This is a genomic window from Plasticicumulans sp. (assembly GCF_035331805.1).
Lineage (GTDB): Bacteria > Pseudomonadota > Gammaproteobacteria > Competibacterales > Competibacteraceae > Plasticicumulans.
The window spans coordinates 1-15170 of record NZ_DAOLKE010000059.1; the positions used below are offsets into that span (position 1 = coordinate 1).

General features: G+C 70.5%; 15 protein-coding genes. 5 read left to right on the forward strand and 10 right to left on the reverse strand.

Features of this window, described 5'->3' with window-relative positions:
• Positions 1 to 78 precede the first annotated feature (78 nt).
• The 6 genes from PKE44_RS06490 to PKE44_RS06515 form a co-directional block, all read right to left on the reverse strand.
• Positions 79 to 612, reverse strand: coding sequence for a chemotaxis protein CheW (locus PKE44_RS06490; protein WP_324549243.1), 534 nt, complete (start codon positions 610 to 612; stop codon positions 79 to 81).
• 19 nt (positions 613 to 631) lie between these two features.
• Complete coding sequence (locus PKE44_RS06495; protein WP_324549246.1) at positions 632 to 2107, reverse strand: methyl-accepting chemotaxis protein; 1476 nt, start codon at positions 2105 to 2107, stop codon at positions 632 to 634.
• Positions 2108 to 2190: 83 nt separating this feature from the next.
• Complete coding sequence (locus tag PKE44_RS06500) at positions 2191 to 4395, reverse strand: chemotaxis protein CheA (RefSeq protein ID WP_324549248.1); 2205 nt, start codon at positions 4393 to 4395, stop codon at positions 2191 to 2193.
• The gene (locus tag PKE44_RS06505) at positions 4392 to 4742 is read right to left on the reverse strand and encodes an STAS domain-containing protein (protein ID WP_324549250.1); all 351 of its coding nucleotides are present in this window, start codon (positions 4740 to 4742) and stop codon (positions 4392 to 4394) included. Before PKE44_RS06505 ends, PKE44_RS06500 begins: the two co-directional genes overlap by 4 nt.
• An 11-nt stretch (positions 4743 to 4753) precedes the next feature.
• Entirely contained in the window at positions 4754 to 5125 is a 372-nt protein-coding gene (locus tag PKE44_RS06510) for a response regulator (RefSeq protein ID WP_324549252.1), read from the reverse strand.
• Positions 5126 to 5323: 198 nt separating this feature from the next.
• On the reverse strand, positions 5324 to 6271 hold the full coding sequence (locus PKE44_RS06515; protein WP_324549254.1) for a methyl-accepting chemotaxis protein: 948 nt from the start codon (positions 6269 to 6271) through the stop codon (positions 5324 to 5326).
• A gap of 473 nt (positions 6272 to 6744) precedes the next feature.
• Here PKE44_RS06515 and PKE44_RS06520 point away from each other — a divergent pair, with 473 nt between their 5' ends.
• The 3 genes from PKE44_RS06520 (at position 6745) to PKE44_RS06530 (ending at position 9375) form a co-directional block, all read left to right on the forward strand.
• Complete coding sequence (locus PKE44_RS06520; RefSeq protein ID WP_324549256.1) at positions 6745 to 7278, forward strand: hypothetical protein; 534 nt, start codon at positions 6745 to 6747, stop codon at positions 7276 to 7278.
• On the forward strand, positions 7275 to 8639 hold the full coding sequence (locus tag PKE44_RS06525; RefSeq protein WP_324549259.1) for a GAF domain-containing protein: 1365 nt from the start codon (positions 7275 to 7277) through the stop codon (positions 8637 to 8639). The genes PKE44_RS06520 and PKE44_RS06525 overlap by 4 nt, the downstream gene beginning before the upstream one ends.
• Positions 8640 to 8904: 265 nt before the next feature.
• Positions 8905 to 9375, forward strand: coding sequence for a cytochrome-c oxidase (locus tag PKE44_RS06530; protein ID WP_324549262.1), 471 nt, complete (start codon positions 8905 to 8907; stop codon positions 9373 to 9375).
• A gap of 136 nt (positions 9376 to 9511) precedes the next feature.
• Here the strand turns inward: PKE44_RS06530 and PKE44_RS06535 are convergent, their stop codons facing one another.
• The 3 genes from PKE44_RS06535 to PKE44_RS06545 form a co-directional block, all read right to left on the reverse strand.
• Positions 9512 to 9835, reverse strand: coding sequence for a (2Fe-2S) ferredoxin domain-containing protein (locus PKE44_RS06535; protein ID WP_324549264.1), 324 nt, complete (start codon positions 9833 to 9835; stop codon positions 9512 to 9514).
• 317 nt (positions 9836 to 10152) lie between these two features.
• Positions 10153 to 10575 (reverse strand): thioredoxin TrxC, encoded by a 423-nt coding sequence (gene trxC / locus PKE44_RS06540; RefSeq protein WP_324549266.1) that lies wholly within the window; start codon positions 10573 to 10575, stop codon positions 10153 to 10155.
• Between the two features lie 155 nt (positions 10576 to 10730).
• Positions 10731 to 11597, reverse strand: a complete 867-nt coding sequence (locus PKE44_RS06545; RefSeq protein ID WP_324549268.1) for a pirin family protein — start codon at positions 11595 to 11597, stop codon at positions 10731 to 10733.
• 165 nt (positions 11598 to 11762) lie between these two features.
• Here PKE44_RS06545 and PKE44_RS06550 point away from each other — a divergent pair, with 165 nt between their 5' ends.
• Complete coding sequence (locus PKE44_RS06550; RefSeq protein ID WP_324549270.1) at positions 11763 to 12434, forward strand: nuclease-related domain-containing protein; 672 nt, start codon at positions 11763 to 11765, stop codon at positions 12432 to 12434.
• Between the two features lie 158 nt (positions 12435 to 12592).
• Entirely contained in the window at positions 12593 to 13321 is a 729-nt protein-coding gene (locus PKE44_RS06555; protein WP_324549273.1) for a hypothetical protein, read from the forward strand.
• 7 nt (positions 13322 to 13328) lie between these two features.
• Here the strand turns inward: PKE44_RS06555 and pgi are convergent, their stop codons facing one another.
• Positions 13329 to 14987, reverse strand: coding sequence for a glucose-6-phosphate isomerase (pgi, locus tag PKE44_RS06560; protein ID WP_324549275.1), 1659 nt, complete (start codon positions 14985 to 14987; stop codon positions 13329 to 13331).
• Positions 14988 to 15170: the final 183 nt, after the last annotated feature.

Here is a 15170-nt window from a genome sequence, read left to right on the forward strand (position 1 = left end):
GGCGCTGCCGCGGCCCCGCCGGACGCCATGCGCGCGGCGGGGCCGCGGCAGCGCCGGGCTGGCGACGGCTGCCGGTGTTCATGCGCCGTTCACCCCGGCATCGAGGTTGCCGGCAAGCGCGGCCATCTCGTCGAGCGACAGCGTCTGCGTCGGGTCGAGGATCACCACGAAGCGCTCATCGAGCTTGCCCATGCCGAGGATGAAGTCCGGGCGCATGCGCGCGCCGAAGCTCGGCGGCGGCTCGATCTCGGGGATGTCGATGACGGCGCTGACCGCATCGACGAGCAGACCGAGTTCGCGGCGCTCGCCGTCGGACTCGGGCAGCTCGACGATGACGATGCAGCTGCGCCGGCCGATCGTGCTCGGCGCACGGCCGAGGCGCGCGCTGAGGTCGATGACCGGCACGACGCTGCCGCGCAGGTTGATGACGCCGCGCACGAAGGCCGGCAGCATCGGCACCGCGGTCACGCGCCCGTACTCGATGATCTCGCGCACGTGCAGGATGCCGAGGGCCAGCGTCTCGCCGCCGGCGGCGAAGGTCAGGAACTGCCGGGATTCGGCACTCGCCGCCGGCACGGCGGCGGAGCGGGGAGCGGTCAGGGCCTTGCTCATGGACGCAGGTCTCCGGCTCTCAGAAGCGCACGAAGTCGCCGTCGTGGTCATGGCTTGCGCCCTGCACCAGCGCACCGGCCGCCTGCCGGGCGCGGGCGATCGGGCCGGCCGTGCTGCGGGCCGCGACCGGAAGGCCGGTGCCGGCGCTGCCGCCGACGAGCTGCTGCAGCTGGCCGGACTGCGTGTTCAGCTCCTCGGCCGCGGCGGCGAGTTCCTCGGAGGCCGAGGCGTTCTGCTGCGTGACCTGGTTCATCTGCGCCAGCGCACTGTTGATCTGGCCGGCACCGGTCGACTGCTCCGACGAGGCCGCGGCGATCTCCTGCACCAGATCGGCGGTGCGGCGGATCGCCGGCTGGATCTCGTCGAGCAGGCGCCCGGCCTGTTCGGCGACCGCCATGCTGGAGCCGGCGAGCTCGCCGATCTCCTGCGAGGCGACCTGGCTGCGCTCGGCGAGCTTGCGCACCTCGGCGGCGACCACTGCGAAGCCGCGGCCGTGCTCGCCGGCGCGCGCGGCCTCGATCGCGGCGTTGAGCGCGAGCAGGTTGGTCTGGTAGGCGATGTCGTCGATGATCGAGATGCGCTCGGTGATGCTCTTCATCGCCGTGACGGTCTGGCGCACGGCCTCGCCGCCGGCCGCGGCCTGTTCGGCGGCGCGCTGCGCCATGCCGTCGGTGACGCGGGCGTTCTCGCTGTTCTGCGTGATCGAGGCCGCCATCTGCTCGATCGCCGCCGAGGTCTCCTCGACCGAGGCCGCCTGCTCGCTGGTGGCCTGCGACAGCGCATGCGAGGTCGAGCTGACCTGGCCGGCGAGCTGGCGGGTGACGGCCAGCGCATCGCCGAGCCGGCGCGAGATGCTGCGCACGGTCAGGAAGGACACCAGCACCGCCAGCGCGAAGGCACCGCCGAGCGCGAACAGGATCGTGTCGCGCGAGTTCTGGAAGGTTTCGGCGGCTTCCTTGCGCGAGACATTGCCGCCGTTGACGTTCAGGTCGACGAGTTTCTGCAGGTCGGCCGTGGCCTTCTGGAAGGCGTCGAACATGCGGCCGTTGATCAGTTCACGCGCTTCGGCGGTGCGGTTGCCACGCGACAGCTGAAGCAGTTCGGCGTGCAGGGCCAGGTAGGTGTTCCACTGCTTCGAGAATTCGTCGTACAGCATCTGTTCCTCGGGCGAGGAGATCAGCGCCGCATAGACCTTGCGGTTCTTCTCGAAGCTGTCGAGGGACTCGCCCATCATCGCCTCGACCTTGTCCATGCCCGGCAGGTCTTCGGTCAGCACGTGCTTGAACTCGCGGATGCGGAACACCGAGACCGCGGTGTCCATCGCCGAGATCGTCTGCACGCTCGGCAGCCAGTTCTCGGCCACGTCGGTGACGATGCGGTTGAAGTGCGTGAGCTGCTGGATCGCAAAGCCGCCGAGGCCGGCGAGCAGCGTCAGCATGAAGGCGATGACCAGCGTCATGCGCGTGGAAATCTTCATCCGGGCAAGGAATTGCATCTGTGGTGACTCCTTTGGTGCCGGTCGTCTGCGCGGCCGGTTCTTGCGCTCTGGCGGGGGAAGGGGGGAAGGCGTGAGAGGCGTCAGGCAGCGAGGCCGGGGACGGAACGTGCCGCCTGCTGGCCGGCGGCGATCAGGCCGGGGACATCGAGGATCAGCGCGACGGCGCCGGAGCCGAGGATCGTGGCGCCGCTGAAGCCGCGCACCTGCGTGAACAGGCGCCCGAGCGGCTTGATGACGGTCTGGAATTCACCGAGCAGGCGGTCGACGACCAGCCCGACCTGCAGGCCGGCGTAGCTGACGACGACCAGGTTCTCGCGCCGCGGCGGCTCGCCGGCGAGCCCGAAGTGCGCGCGCAGGCGCAGCAGCGGCAGCACCCTGCCGCGCAGGTTCAGGTAGCCGTTGCGCTCGGCCTCGCGCGCCGTCGCACCGGCGAGCTCGACGCATTCGACGACGTTGTCGAGCGGCACGACGTAGGTCGCGCCGTCGACGCCGACCAGGAAGCCGTCGATGATCGCGAGCGTCAGCGGCAGGCGGATGCGCACCGTCGTGCCGTGGCCGGGTTCGGATTCGAGCTCGATGCTGCCGCGCAGCGCCTCGATCGCGCGCCTGACCACGTCCATGCCGACGCCGCGGCCCGAAAGACTGGTGACCGCCGGCGCGGTCGAGAAGCCCGGCTCGAAGATCAGCTTCAGCGTCTCGGCATCGCCCGGGGTTTCGCCGGCGCGCACGAGGCCGCGCTCGCGGGCGCGCTCCAGGATGCGCTCGCGGTTCAGGCCGCCGCCGTCGTCGCTGACCTCGATGACGATGCTGCCGGAGTCGTGGCGGGCGTCGAGGCGCAGCGTGCCGCGTGCCGGCTTGCCGTGGGCGATGCGCACCTCGGCCGGCTCGATGCCGTGATCGAGCGAATTGCGCACGAGGTGGGTCAGCGGATCGGCGATGCGCTCGACCACCGACTTGTCGAGTTCGGTGTCCTCGCCGGAAAGCTCCAGCTCGATGTCCTTGCCGAGTTCGCGGCTGAGATCGTGCACGACGCGCCGGAAGCGCGCGAAGGTCTCGCCGATCGGCACCGTGCGCAGGTTGAGCGCGCTGTCGCGGATCGCCTCGACCAGCGCGCCGAGCGCGGCGGTCGCCTCGTGCAGCTCCGGGTCCTTGTTGCGCCGCGCGAGCAGCGCGGTCGCGGCGCTGGCGATCACGAGTTCGCCGACGCGGTTGATCAGTTCGTCGAGCTTGTCGGCGCGGATGCGCAGCTGGCGCTGCTCGCCGCCGCTGCTGCGCGGATCGCGGGCGCGCTGCTGCTTGTCGAGCGCGGTCTCGACCACGGCCGGCGCGACCAGGCCCTGATCGACCAGCAGTTCGCCGAGCGGGCGGTGCGCTCCGGGCGCCTGCAGGTCGGCAGCGGCCTGACGGCCAAGCGCGACATCGAGCTCCTCGGCGGTCAGCGCGCCGCCGGCGACCAGAATCTCGCCGAGCCGGGCGTCGTCCTCGGGCAGCGAGCGGATCAGCTCGACGTATTCGGCCAGCCGGCTGTGCGGCGGCAGGATGTGCACGACGCTGTCGGCGCGCACGAACTCGAAGGCCCCGGCGATGGTCTCGCGGTCCTCGCTGGATGCGAGGTCGATCTCGCAGCCGAGATAGCAGTGCTCGGCATCGAAGGCCGCCGGCTCGGGCAGCGCATCGAGCAGCGTCGTCACGTGCACGATGCGCCCGAGCGTGCCGAGGTAGCGCAGCACCGTCAGCGGGTCCATGCCGTTCTGCAGCACGTTCGTGCCGAAGCGGATCGAGATGTGCCAGGTGTCGGCGCTCGCGCAATCACCGGCGCAGCGTTCGACTTCGGCCGCGGCGACGCCGGCCGGCACGGCAGCAGCGGCCGGTTGCCCGCCGAGGATCTGCTGCAGCGCTGCGAGCAGCTCGGCATCGCGGCTGCGCATCGCGGCGTCCGGCGTCTCGCCGCGCTCGGCGGTGCAGGCGACGAGCGCATCGATGTGGTCGCGACAGTCGAGCAGCAGCCCGCCGAGCGGGCGCGTCCAGGCCAGCGTGCCGGCGCGCACGCGATCGAGCGCGTTCTCGACGACGTGCGTGAAGGCGACGATGGCGTCGTAGCCGAACAGCCCCGCCGAGCCCTTGATCGTGTGCGCGGCGCGAAACACCGCGTTGATCTGTTCGGCATCGACCGGCACGCCGTCGCCGGCGGCCTCGAGTGCGAGCAGGCCGTCCTCGAAGGCCACCAGCAGGTCGCGGCTCTCGGTCAGGAAGGTCTGGCGCGCGAGTTCGAGATCGAGGTTCATCGCGTTTCTCCGCGGGCATCGGCACGGGCGGCCGGAATCAGCACCGGATCACCGAAATGCGCGGCGAGGCCGTAGCGGTCGATGACCTCGCGCACGGCCTCGCTGTGGTTGCGCAGGCACAGCCGGCCGCCGGCGCGCTCGGCCGCGCGCCGGGCCATCAGCAGCACCTGCAGGCCGGCCGAATCGAATTCCTCGACGCCCGACAGATCGAGCGTGCGCACGGTGGCGTGGGCGGCGGAGTCGTCGAGCAGCGCCCGGCGCAGTTCGCCGGCGTGGTAGATGGTCAGCTCGCCGCCGAGGCGCAGCAGCGGGCCGTCGGCGTCGTGATCCCGATCGAGCGCGAACATGGCGGCGGGACTCAGGGCAGCGCCAGCTTGGCGACCGCCGCCAGCATCTGCTGCGGCTGGAAGGGCTTGACCACCCAGGCCCGTGCCCCGGCCGCCTGGCCGGCGAGCTTCTTGTCCTCGCCGGCTTCGGTGGTGAGCATGATCACCGGCGTGAATCTGTAATTCGGCAGCTCGCGCATGGCTTTCAGAAAGCCGATGCCGTCGAGATTCGGCATGTTCACGTCGCAGATCGCGAGATGGAATTTGCGTCCGTCGAGCTTGCCGAGTGCGTCCTTGCCGTCGACGGCCTCGACCACGTCATAACCGGCGCTTTTCAAAGCGATGCCGATCACCTGGCGCAGGCTGGCGGAATCGTCGATGACGAGGATGTTCTTGTTAGCCACGGGAATTCACTCCTGTTGCCGTCAGATGGCGAAGCGGCCGGATGCGCTGCAATGACGCATCCGTCTGCAGGTGATATCGGATCGTGATCCGGTTTCTTGAGGGGGCGTCGCCGGGGCGACGACCCGAATCTGGTGACTTCCGGTTTCCTGATTTCCTGCTGCGCACCGGCCGGAAAGCGCGCGTTCGTCAGAAGTTCGTCAGAAGAAGGTGATCTCGCCGCCGGAATCGGCCTTCACCGGACCGCCGCGGTGCAGTTCGAGCTGTTCGACGGTCGTGTAGGCGCTCTCGAGTTCGGTGAACCACTGCTCCAGCGTCGCGGCGTCCGGGGTGCCCTGTTCGAGCAGGCGCTGCAGCGTCTGCATCGCCCCGCACAGGTGCGCGAGGATCTGGCTGGTGCGGTCCTGGAACTGCAGCGCCACCAGCACTTCGGCGATCTCGCCCTGCACGTTGTTGCTGACGCCGACCAGCGCCGCGGTCGATTCGGCGAGCCGCCCCGAAACCTCGCCGAACTCGCCGAGCACGCCGCGCAGCGTGCGGTCGGCATCGGCGAGGGTCTGGCGGTCGGCGGCCAGGCATTCGCCGGTCACGGCCGAGGCGTTGTCGAGCACGCTGCCGATCTCGCGCATGCGCGTTTCCATGCGCGTGCCGGCCTCGCTGGCGCGCGCGGCGAGGCTGCGCACCTCGCGGGCGACGACCTCGAAGCCCTGGCCGTGCTCGCCGGCGTGCACGGCCTCGATCGTCGCGTTCAGCGACAGCAGCCGCGTCTGGCCGGAGATGGTCGTGACCGTGCGCGCCATCTCCAGCAGTTCGTCGGTGCGCGCGCCGAGCCCGAGCACCGGTGCGAGCGCGCCATCGCGGTTGTCGTTGGCGGCGCGCAGCGTGTCGAGCAGGTCGAGCAGACGGCGCTCGCCGGTGCGCAGCAGCCCGGAGAGCGCCTCGCGGCTGCCGTCGGCGCCGGACTCGGCCGAGGCGATCGCCACGCCGAGCGTGTCCATCAGCCCGGTGAAGCGCGCGATCAGCGTCGATACCGCCGTTTCCGATTGCGTGCGCACGCTCTCGATGTGCCGGATCCAGATGGGCAGCACGCGCAGGCAGATGCTGCGCAGTGCCTCGGCCTGCGTCCGGCCGTTCGCATCATTTCGCATGTCATGTCCGATCGTCATGGCTGACGCATCGTGCCGGTCCCGGAATTCGCCGGCCTCCGGGGCCGGCCGCTTTTTGAACCAGTGCTGCAATGTCCGAATGGCTCCACCCGTGCTCATGCTTATTCGTCCGGAACATATCTGAAACGCCTGAGATCAGGGATTGCCGGCATGCAGTCGATGCCGTGACGGCTTCATCGGCTCCGTCCCGGTTTTCTGAATGGCAGCCCGGGTTTTTCCGGAAATCACGAATTCATCTGCATGTCCTGCTGCATTGCACGACCCCCGGATGTTTCTGCGGGCAGGTCGCAATCTGTTTGTCCGGCACTATATCGGCGCACAAGCACGGCAAGCGTCGCGGAACAATTTTTGTCATGTGTAAGATTTGCTGACAGCCGCCTGCGCCGCGACCCGGCGCAGGCGCGCAGGCCAGCACCTACGCTGTCGCCAGAAAAGCCGACCAAGCGGTAGCCGCCATGTGTCCCGATGTCCGCCCGCACCCGCCTGCCGTGCTGCCGCTCGCCGCCGAACTGGCGGATTTCATCGGCGGAGCGGTATCGATCAGCCTCGGCAGCTGCGGTGCCGGGCTGGTGCCGAACCTGACGCGCGGCCTCGGCTGCCGGGTATCGGCGGACCGCCGCCGGCTGCGCGTCTGGCTCGCGGCCAGCGCCTCGGCGGCGCTGCTCGCCGACGTGGCGGCGAACGCGACGCTGGCGATGGTCTGCAGCCTGCCGGCGACGCACCGCACGGTGCAGCTCAAGACCCGCGACGCCCGCATCGGCGCCCTCGAAGCCGGGGATCGCGACTGCGTTGCGCGCTACCGGGCGGCCTTCGTCGGCGGCCTCGAAGCGCTCGGTTACCCGGCCGCGGTCATGTCCATGCTGGTTGCCGCGACCGACGAGGATCTCGCCGCGATCGACTTCACGCCGCATGCGGCCTTCGTGCAGACGCCGGGGCCGGCAGCCGGTGCGCTGCTCGTGGCCGCCGGCGGCGAGGGACACGCGCCGTGAGCGGCGTCGATGCCATCCGCGACTGTCTGGACGGCGCGATCCCGGCCATCCTCGCCACCTGCTCGGCCGAGGGCGAGCCGAACGTCGCGTATCTGTCGCAGGTCGAGTACGTCGATGATGCGCACGTCGCGCTGTCGTACCAGTTCTTCAACCGCACGCGGCAGAACGTGCTCGCGCATCCGGTCGCGCGGCTGATCGTCACGCATCCGCGCACCGGCGCGCGTCACCGCCTGCTGCTGCACTACCTGCGCACCGAGACCGGCGGGGCGCTGTTCGAGCGCATGAAGGCGAAGCTCGCCGGCATCGCCTCGCACACCGGCATGAGCGGCGTGTTCCGGCTGCTCGGCTCCGATGTCTATCGCGTGCTGTCGATCGAGCGCGTGCCCGGCCCGGCACTCGCCGCACCCGCGCCGCGGCGTTCGCCGCTGGCGGTGCTGCGCGCCTGCTCGGAAAGCCTGAATGCGTACACCGAACTCGACGAGCTGCTCGCCGGCGCGCTGGCCGTGTTCGAGCGCGAACTCGACGTGCGCCACTGGCTGCTGCTGATGCTCGATGAAGCCGGCGAGCGCCTGTACACGCTCGCGAGCCGCGGCTACGGCGCCTCGGGCATCGGCGCCGAGATCGCGCTCGGCGAGGGCCTGATCGGCGTTGCCGCGCGCGTCGGCACGCCGGTCCGCATCGGCCATGCCACGGCCGAATACGGCTACGGCCGCGCGATCCGCGCGGCGGCCGCCGACGGCGGCCTGCTCGATGCGCTCGAAACCGAAATCCCGCTGCCGGGCCTCGCCGATTCGCGCAGCCAGATCGCCGTGCCGATCCGCGCCTGCGGCCGGCTGCTCGGCGTGCTGTACGCCGAGAGCACCGAGGACCTGCGCTTCGGCTACGACGACGAGGACCTGCTGGTTGCCTGCGCGGCCCTGCTCGGCACCGCGATGCGCCTGCTGCAGCTCGAAGCCCATGCCCAGGAGGGCGCCGCCGCCCCGGCCCCGCCCGCTGCCGGCCCGGCGCCCATTGCGGATGCAGCGCCGCTGACCGTGCGTCATTACGCGGCCAACGACAGCGTGTTCCTCGACGGCCAGTACCTGATCAAGGGCGTGGCCGGTTCGATCCTCTGGACGCTGCTCGGCGACTACGTCGCGCTCGGGCGCACGAGCTTCAGCAACCGTGAACTGCGCGTCGACCCGCGCATCCGGCTGCCGGGCCTGAGCGACAACCTCGAAGCCCGGCTGATCCTGCTGTCGCGCCGGCTCGCCGAGCACGAGGCCTGCGTGCGGCTGGCGCGCACCGGCCGCGGCCGGCTCGAACTGCAGGTCGGACGCCCGCTGCAGCTGGTCGAGATTGCCGCCGCCGAGGCCGGCTGAGCGGCCGATCCTAAAAGTTTCCTAAAGGAATCCGAAGATTCGCTGCACTACGGCGCGGGCCGGATGTATCGCCCGGCCCCTGCAGCCAGAATCCGTCCCGCACTGCGGCCCGAAGCAGAAAACCGGCTCCGTACCGGGACTTGCCGACCAGGCCGTATCCGCAGCCGCCCGGTCCGCGAGCCGGTGCGCGGGCACGGATGCCTCCCGAAACCTGATCCAGACCTTTCCAGGCCTTTCCCGAACCTGTCCGATCCGGAGTTCCATCATGCAGACCCTCACCGCCCTCGATGCCCGCGCCGAATCCACCGTCCACGGCGTGCGCTGGCTGAAGCTCGCCGTCGTCTACCTGCTCGCCGGCGTCGTGCTCGGCATCGCCATGGGCGCCAGCCACGACTTCACGCTGCGCCCGGTGCATGCGCACCTGAACCTGCTCGGCTGGACGACGCTGGGGCTGGCCGGGCTGATCTACGCGGTCTATCCGCAGGCGGCGACGACGCGCTGTGCGCGCGTGCACTTCTGGCTGTTCGCGCTGGCGCTGCCGGTCATGATGCTGGCGCTGACCGGCCTGCTGCTCGGCCAGGGCGCGGCCCTGCCGGCGCTGGTGGCCTCGGAGTTCGCGATCCTCGGCGGTGTGCTCGCCTTTGCGCTGAACGTGTTCCTGAACCTGATGCCGCGTCGTGCGGCCAGTGCCAGCTGCCTGCCGGCCGACTGCGTGCCGGCCGCCGGTCGCGCCTGAACGTCCGGCCGCTTTCCCGCCCGGCCGCTCACCCCTGAAGGAGCCCGGGAAAATCCCGAAAAAATCCGGCCGCTCACCCGGAGCCCGTCGCAGCAGCGCAGGGCACGGGGAGCGGCCGGTCGTCTGCAGGCGGGGCTTACCAGTTCTGCGGCGCGGCGAGCAGGCGCTCGACCGGCTGGCCACCGAGCACGTGGGCTTCGATGATCTCGTCGACATCGGCGGTGCCGACGCCGCTGTACAGGACGTTGTCCGGGTAGACGAGCACGTTCGTGCCGGCATCGCAGGGACCGATGCAGCTGGTCTGCGACAGCAGGTAGCTGCCCCACAGCCCGCGGGCCTGGAAGGCTTCGGCGAAGCGGTTCATCACGGCACCGGCATCACGATGCGCGCAGGCACCGCGCGGGTGATTCGGCGGGCGCATCTGCGTGCAGACGAGGACGTGGCGGGTCGGTTTCGGCATGGCGCTGCGATCTCCTGTTGTCGGTATGTATTGCAGCGCAGCACAAACGGTGCCATTCCCTGATATTCGTTGATACTCGTTATTTGTCAGTGGCCTGGTGCAAGCGGGTCAATGTCGCACCGGCGTCCGGAAACGGTCGGTGCTGTCGGGGTCCGGACAGCCGGCCAGACCCGGTGTCCGGATCGGGCGTCCGCCGCCACCCGCGAAGCACCGGGCCGGGACTGGCCGGACCCCCACTGCGGTCCGCCCGCCGACCCCGGTCAGCGGCCTCGATTCCCCCGGTCGGCCCGAAGATGCCGGAGCGGCGGATCGGGACTTCAGTCCTGCATCAGCAGCCAGCGGCGCAGCTCCGGGCCCGGCAGCGCGCCGCTGCGGCGCGACAGTTCGTGGCCTTCGTGAAACAGCACCAGCGTCGGAATGCTGCGGATGCCGGTCCTGGCGGCGATTTCCGGTTCGGCTTCGGTGTCGAGCTTCGCGAACACGTAACGCTCGGACAGTATCTTCGCCGTTGCCAGGTAGGTCGGCGCGAACTGGCGGCACGGGCTGCACCACGGTGCCCAGAAATCCACCAGTACCGGGCGCGGGGCGTGGGCGATCAGGGCGTCGAAGCTGCCGGCATCGAGTTCGAGCACGCCGCCTTCGAGCAGCGGTGCCCCGCAGGCACCGCAGTTCGGCAGTTCAGGCAGGCGTTCGGGGGGCAGGCGATTGCGTCTCTGGCAGTGCGGGCAGTTCAGTTCCATGTCCGGGAATCCTGGGCCGATCGTGGGCGGAGACCATGAATCTGCTGGCGACCGGCCTGATTTCAATGGCCTGCCGATCGCCTGACGCCCCGCGGGGCGGGCGACAACGCCGGGCGGGGGCGAAGCGGGGGGCGTCTGCCCGGCCTGCGGGCGGCTCAATCCTCGGGCAGCGGGATGAACTCGGACTCGCCGGGCACGTGGGCGAAGCGGTTCGCGCGCCAGTCGGCCTTGGCCTGCTCGATGCGCTGCGGGCGGCTGGAAACGAAGTTCCACCAGATCGTGCGCGGTCCGTCGAGCGGTGCCCCGCCGAGCAGCATCAGCCGGCACGGCCCGTCGGCCTCGATCGCGACCGTGCCGCCGGGGGCGAGCACCGCCAGATCGCCGGCCTGCAGTGCGCGGACATCCACCCGCGCCGCGCCCTCGGCGACGTAGACGGCGCGCTCCGGGTGCTCGTCCTCGAGCATCAGCCGGGCACCGGCAGCGAGGCGGGCTTCGAGGTAGAAGGTCGGCATCGCGACCTCGACCGGCGAGCGCTCGCCGAAGGCCGTGCCGGCGATCAGGATCAGCTCGACGCCGTTGCGCGTGAACTGCGGCAGCGCCTCGGCCGGGTAATGCACGAAGCCCGGTTCGCATTCCTCGTCGGCCTCCGGCAGCGCCACCCAGGCCTGGATGCCGTGCAGGCGGCCGCCACGGATGCGGGTGTCCGGACCGGTGCGCTCGGAATGCACGATGCCGCGCCCGGCGGTCATCCAGTTCAGCGCCCCGGGGCGGATCGGCTGCACGGAGCCGAGGCTGTCACGGTGCAGGATCTCGCCGTCGAACAGCCAGGTGACGGTCGCGAGCCCGATGTGCGGATGCGGACGCACGTCGATGCCGTGACCGGGGGCGAAGTCGGCCGGTCCCATGTGATCGAAGAACACGAAGGGGCCGACCGCCCGGCAGCTGCGGTGCGGCAGCAGCCGGCGGACGCTGAAGCCGCCGAGATCGGTTGGTCGGGGCGGAACGAGCAGCTGCACGGGCATGGCGGGGAACTCCGCAGGGAGAAGGGTGCTCAAGCATCGGACATGCGCGGCTCCTGCGTTAAAGATTGCGACAATTTCAGTCGACAGGCCCGGCGGCAAGGCGCGGCATATGACAATCCCGCGCGTTTCCGGAACAACCCCGCTGCAGCTGAGGATTTGCCCTCGATGTCCCCGCAGAGCCCGTCGTACCTGACGCAGCTGATGCCGCTGCTGGTTTCCTGGCTGACCGTGCTGCTGCCCATGCTCTGCGCCCTGCTGCCGGCCGTGCTCTTCTTCCGGGGCCGCCAGCAGGGGCGCAACGGTTCGCTCGGACGCATGCTGCAGCGCAAGCTCCGGCCGGCTGATGGCTTCCACGTCTATCACGATCTCGAATTCGAGAACGATTACGGCGAGTGCGTGCGCATCGAGCACCTCGTGCTCGGATCGAGCGGGGTCTATCCGATCATCAGCACCCGGCTGAGCGGCGAGGTTCTCGCCGACATCGATGCCTCCGTGCCGTGGCGGCGCATGCTGCACGGGCGCGAGCAGCCGATCCCGAATCCGCTCGCGCGCGTGCACGGTGCCGCCGATCTGGTCAGCCGCAGCCTCGGCGTCGCGCCGGCCTGCGTGCATCCGCTGCTGGTCGTCACCGGCGTCACGCGCCTGGCGATGCCGCCGAGCCGCGTTGCCGTGTTCCTGTCGCCGAAGTCCGCCTGCGAAGCCGTGCACGACCGGCTGGCCCTGAGCTTTCACGACGAACAGCTGCAGGCGCTGCGCGCCCGGCTCGACACCGCCCAGCGCACCGAGCGGCCGCTGTCGGCGCCGCTGCCGCAGGCGAGCCGCCCGTCCGTGCTCTGATCCGCTGATCCGCACGGCTGCTCCGGCGCCGGACGTCCGCTTGCGGGCGTCCGGCGCCTTGCGTTTGCCGGTATGCTGAAATTCTGCTTCGCCCCGCCGGTCTGACCCGGCTCCGGCCGTTGTGATTTCCCCGACCGCCCCGGCAAAGGACTGTGTACATGCTGCATACGATGAAGGCGTTGCTGGCATCCATCGCCAAGGTGATGCCGCTCTGGCTGTTCTGGTTGCTCGCGGGGCTGACTGCGCTGAGCTGTCTCGTGGCGCTGGTGCTGATCTTCCGGCTGCTGATGCGCCGTGCGCGCCGCGGGCCGGTCATGATCGTCCAGGGGCCCGAAACCCTGCCGGATGCCCCGGGCGGATCGCTGCGCTGCTACCGGCTCGATGCCGTCGAGGCGCTGGCCGGCAGCGGCATCCTGCAGCTGCTGGTGTCGCCGTCCGGCGTGTTCGCGATCAGCGGGCTGGCGGTCAGCGGCCGGCTCAGCGGCCAGGCACGCGGGGAGTCCTGGCGCCTCGCGCATCGCGGCGAGCCGCGCCAGTCCTTGCCGAATCCGCTGCTCGCGTGCCGCGCGCAGCTGCCGAAGCTCGCCCAGGTGCTCGGTGTCGCGCCCGACAAGCTGCATCCCTGCGTGCTGGTGGCGGCGACGGCGCGCTGGTCGTCGTCGTCCGAGTGCCCGGTCGGCGTGTATTTCTCGGCCGCGGAGCTGATCGGCGACGTGCGCCAGCGCCTGAATGTGGTGTTCTCGGTTCCGGAGCGCCAGGCGCTGCTCGCCCGGCTCGACGGGCTGCTGAAGCCCTCGGAACTCGCCGAGCCGGTCACGGCCGCGCCGGCGAAGACCGCTCGCCACTGGCTGCGGCGCCGGCAGCCCCCGCCGGTGCAGGCCGGCTGAAGCAGCCTCAGGGCTGGCGCAGGGCGCGGATGCGCGCGATCAGCCCGGCGGTCGAGGCATCGTGGATGCCGGGTTCCCGGCTGCCGTCGAGTTCCGGCTCGATCGCCTTCGCGAGCTGCTTGCCGAGCTCGACCCCCCACTGATCGAAGCTGTTGACGTTCCAGATCGCGCCCTGCACGAACACCTTGTGCTCGTACAGCGCGATCAGCGCGCCGAGCGTTGCCGGCGTCAGCTTCTGCATCAGGATCGTGCTGCTCGGCCGGTTGCCCGGAAACACCTTGTGCGGCAGCAGGGCTTCGAGCGCCTCGCCTGCGAGTCCCTGCGCCGACAGTTCGGCGCGCACCTCGGCCTCGGTCTTGCCGCGCATCAGCGCCTCGGACTGCGCGAGGCAGTTGGCGAGCAGCAGCGTGTGGTGGCGGCCGATCGGGTGATGCGTGTCGATCGGCGCGATGAAGTCGGCCGGCACCAGCCGCGTGCCCTGGTGGATCAGCTGGTAGAACGCGTGCTGGCCGTTGGTGCCGGGTTCGCCCCAGATCAGCGGCCCGCTGGTGTAGTCGAGCGCGCGGCCCTCGCGCGTCACGCGCTTGCCGTTCGATTCCATGTCGAGCTGCTGCAGATAGGCCGGGAAGCGGTGCAGCGACTGGTCGTAGGGCAGCACCGCGTGGCTGCCGGCGCCGAGGAAGTTGGCGTTCCAGACGCCGATCAGCGCCAGCAGCATGGGCAGGTTGCGCCCGGCCGGCGCCTGCTCGAAGTGCCGATCCAGCGCGTGCGCGCCGTCGAGCAGCTCGCGGAACTGCCCGATGCCGACCGACAGCGCGATCGGCAGGCCGATCGCCGACCACAGCGAGTAGCGCCCGCCGACCCAGTCCCAGAAGCCGAACATGTTGGCGGTGTCGATGCCGAAGGCGGCGACCTCGGCGGCGTTGGTCGAGACGGCGACGAAGTGCTTGGCGACCGCGGCGGCATCGCCGAGCCGCGCGATCAGCCAGTCGCGGGCGCTTCGGGCGTTGGTCAGGGTTTCCTGGGTCGTGAAGGTCTTCGAGGCGACGATGAACAGCGTCGTTTCCGCATCGACGCGCGCCAGCGTCTCGGCCAGATGCGTGCCGTCGACGTTGGAGACGAAATGCATCGCCAGCCGCGGATGCGCGTAGGGCGCGAGCGCCGCGCAGGCCATCAGCGGTCCGAGATCGGAGCCGCCGATGCCGATGTTGACGATGTGTTCGATCGGCCGGCCGCTGTGGCCGCGCCAGTCGCCGCTGCGCACGGCTTCGGTGAACGTCGCCATGTGATCGAGCACGGCGTGCACGGCCGGCATGACGTTCGCGCCGTCCACGAACACCGCATCGCCGCGCGGCCGGCGCAGCGCCGTGTGCAGCACCGCGCGGCCTTCGGTGCGGTTGATCGGCTCGCCGGCGAACATCGCCGTGCGCAGCCGCTCGACGCCGGTTTCGTGCGCGAGCTGCACGAGCAGCGCCAGCGTCTCGTCGGTCAGCAGGTTCTTCGAGTAGTCGAGGAACAGGCCGGCGGCTTCGAGCGAGTAGCGCGCGTGGCGACCGGGGTCGCGCGCGAACAGCTCGCGCAGCGTCGTGCCGGCGAGCGCGTCGCGGTGGGCGGCGAGCGCATGCCAGGCGGGCAGGGCGGTCAGCGCGGCGGCGACGGTCGTCATGTCGGTCAGGTCTCCAGTCCGGTGCTTTCGGGAATGAGCGGGGTGCGGCGCAGCGCCACGCCGATGGCGAGCGCATCGACGATCGCGAGATCGACGACGCGCGAGCCGCCGGGCAGCGGCCCCGGCGCAGCGGCCCCGGCCGGCTTTCGCCGTTCATGATCCCGATGCTCATCAGCAACATGG

Coding starts and splice junctions, on each gene's coding strand:
- PKE44_RS06500 (WP_324549248.1), bottom strand. CDS start 4,395: ATGAACCTCGATCTCGAACTCGCGCGCCAGACCTTCCTGACCGAGAGC.
- PKE44_RS06490 (WP_324549243.1), bottom strand. CDS start 612: ATGAGCAAGGCCCTGACCGCTCCCCGCTCCGCCGCCGTGCCGGCGGCG.
- PKE44_RS06545 (WP_324549268.1), bottom strand. CDS start 11,597: ATGCCCGTGCAGCTGCTCGTTCCGCCCCGACCAACCGATCTCGGCGGC.
- PKE44_RS06555 (WP_324549273.1), top strand. CDS start 12,593: ATGCTGCATACGATGAAGGCGTTGCTGGCATCCATCGCCAAGGTGATG.
- PKE44_RS06520 (WP_324549256.1), top strand. CDS start 6,745: ATGTGTCCCGATGTCCGCCCGCACCCGCCTGCCGTGCTGCCGCTCGCC.
- PKE44_RS06530 (WP_324549262.1), top strand. CDS start 8,905: ATGCAGACCCTCACCGCCCTCGATGCCCGCGCCGAATCCACCGTCCAC.
- PKE44_RS06515 (WP_324549254.1), bottom strand. CDS start 6,271: ATGCGAAATGATGCGAACGGCCGGACGCAGGCCGAGGCACTGCGCAGC.
- PKE44_RS06550 (WP_324549270.1), top strand. CDS start 11,763: ATGTCCCCGCAGAGCCCGTCGTACCTGACGCAGCTGATGCCGCTGCTG.
- PKE44_RS06505 (WP_324549250.1), bottom strand. CDS start 4,742: ATGTTCGCGCTCGATCGGGATCACGACGCCGACGGCCCGCTGCTGCGC.
- PKE44_RS06535 (WP_324549264.1), bottom strand. CDS start 9,835: ATGCCGAAACCGACCCGCCACGTCCTCGTCTGCACGCAGATGCGCCCG.
- PKE44_RS06495 (WP_324549246.1), bottom strand. CDS start 2,107: ATGCAATTCCTTGCCCGGATGAAGATTTCCACGCGCATGACGCTGGTC.
- trxC (WP_324549266.1), bottom strand. CDS start 10,575: ATGGAACTGAACTGCCCGCACTGCCAGAGACGCAATCGCCTGCCCCCC.
- pgi (WP_324549275.1), bottom strand. CDS start 14,987: ATGACGACCGTCGCCGCCGCGCTGACCGCCCTGCCCGCCTGGCATGCG.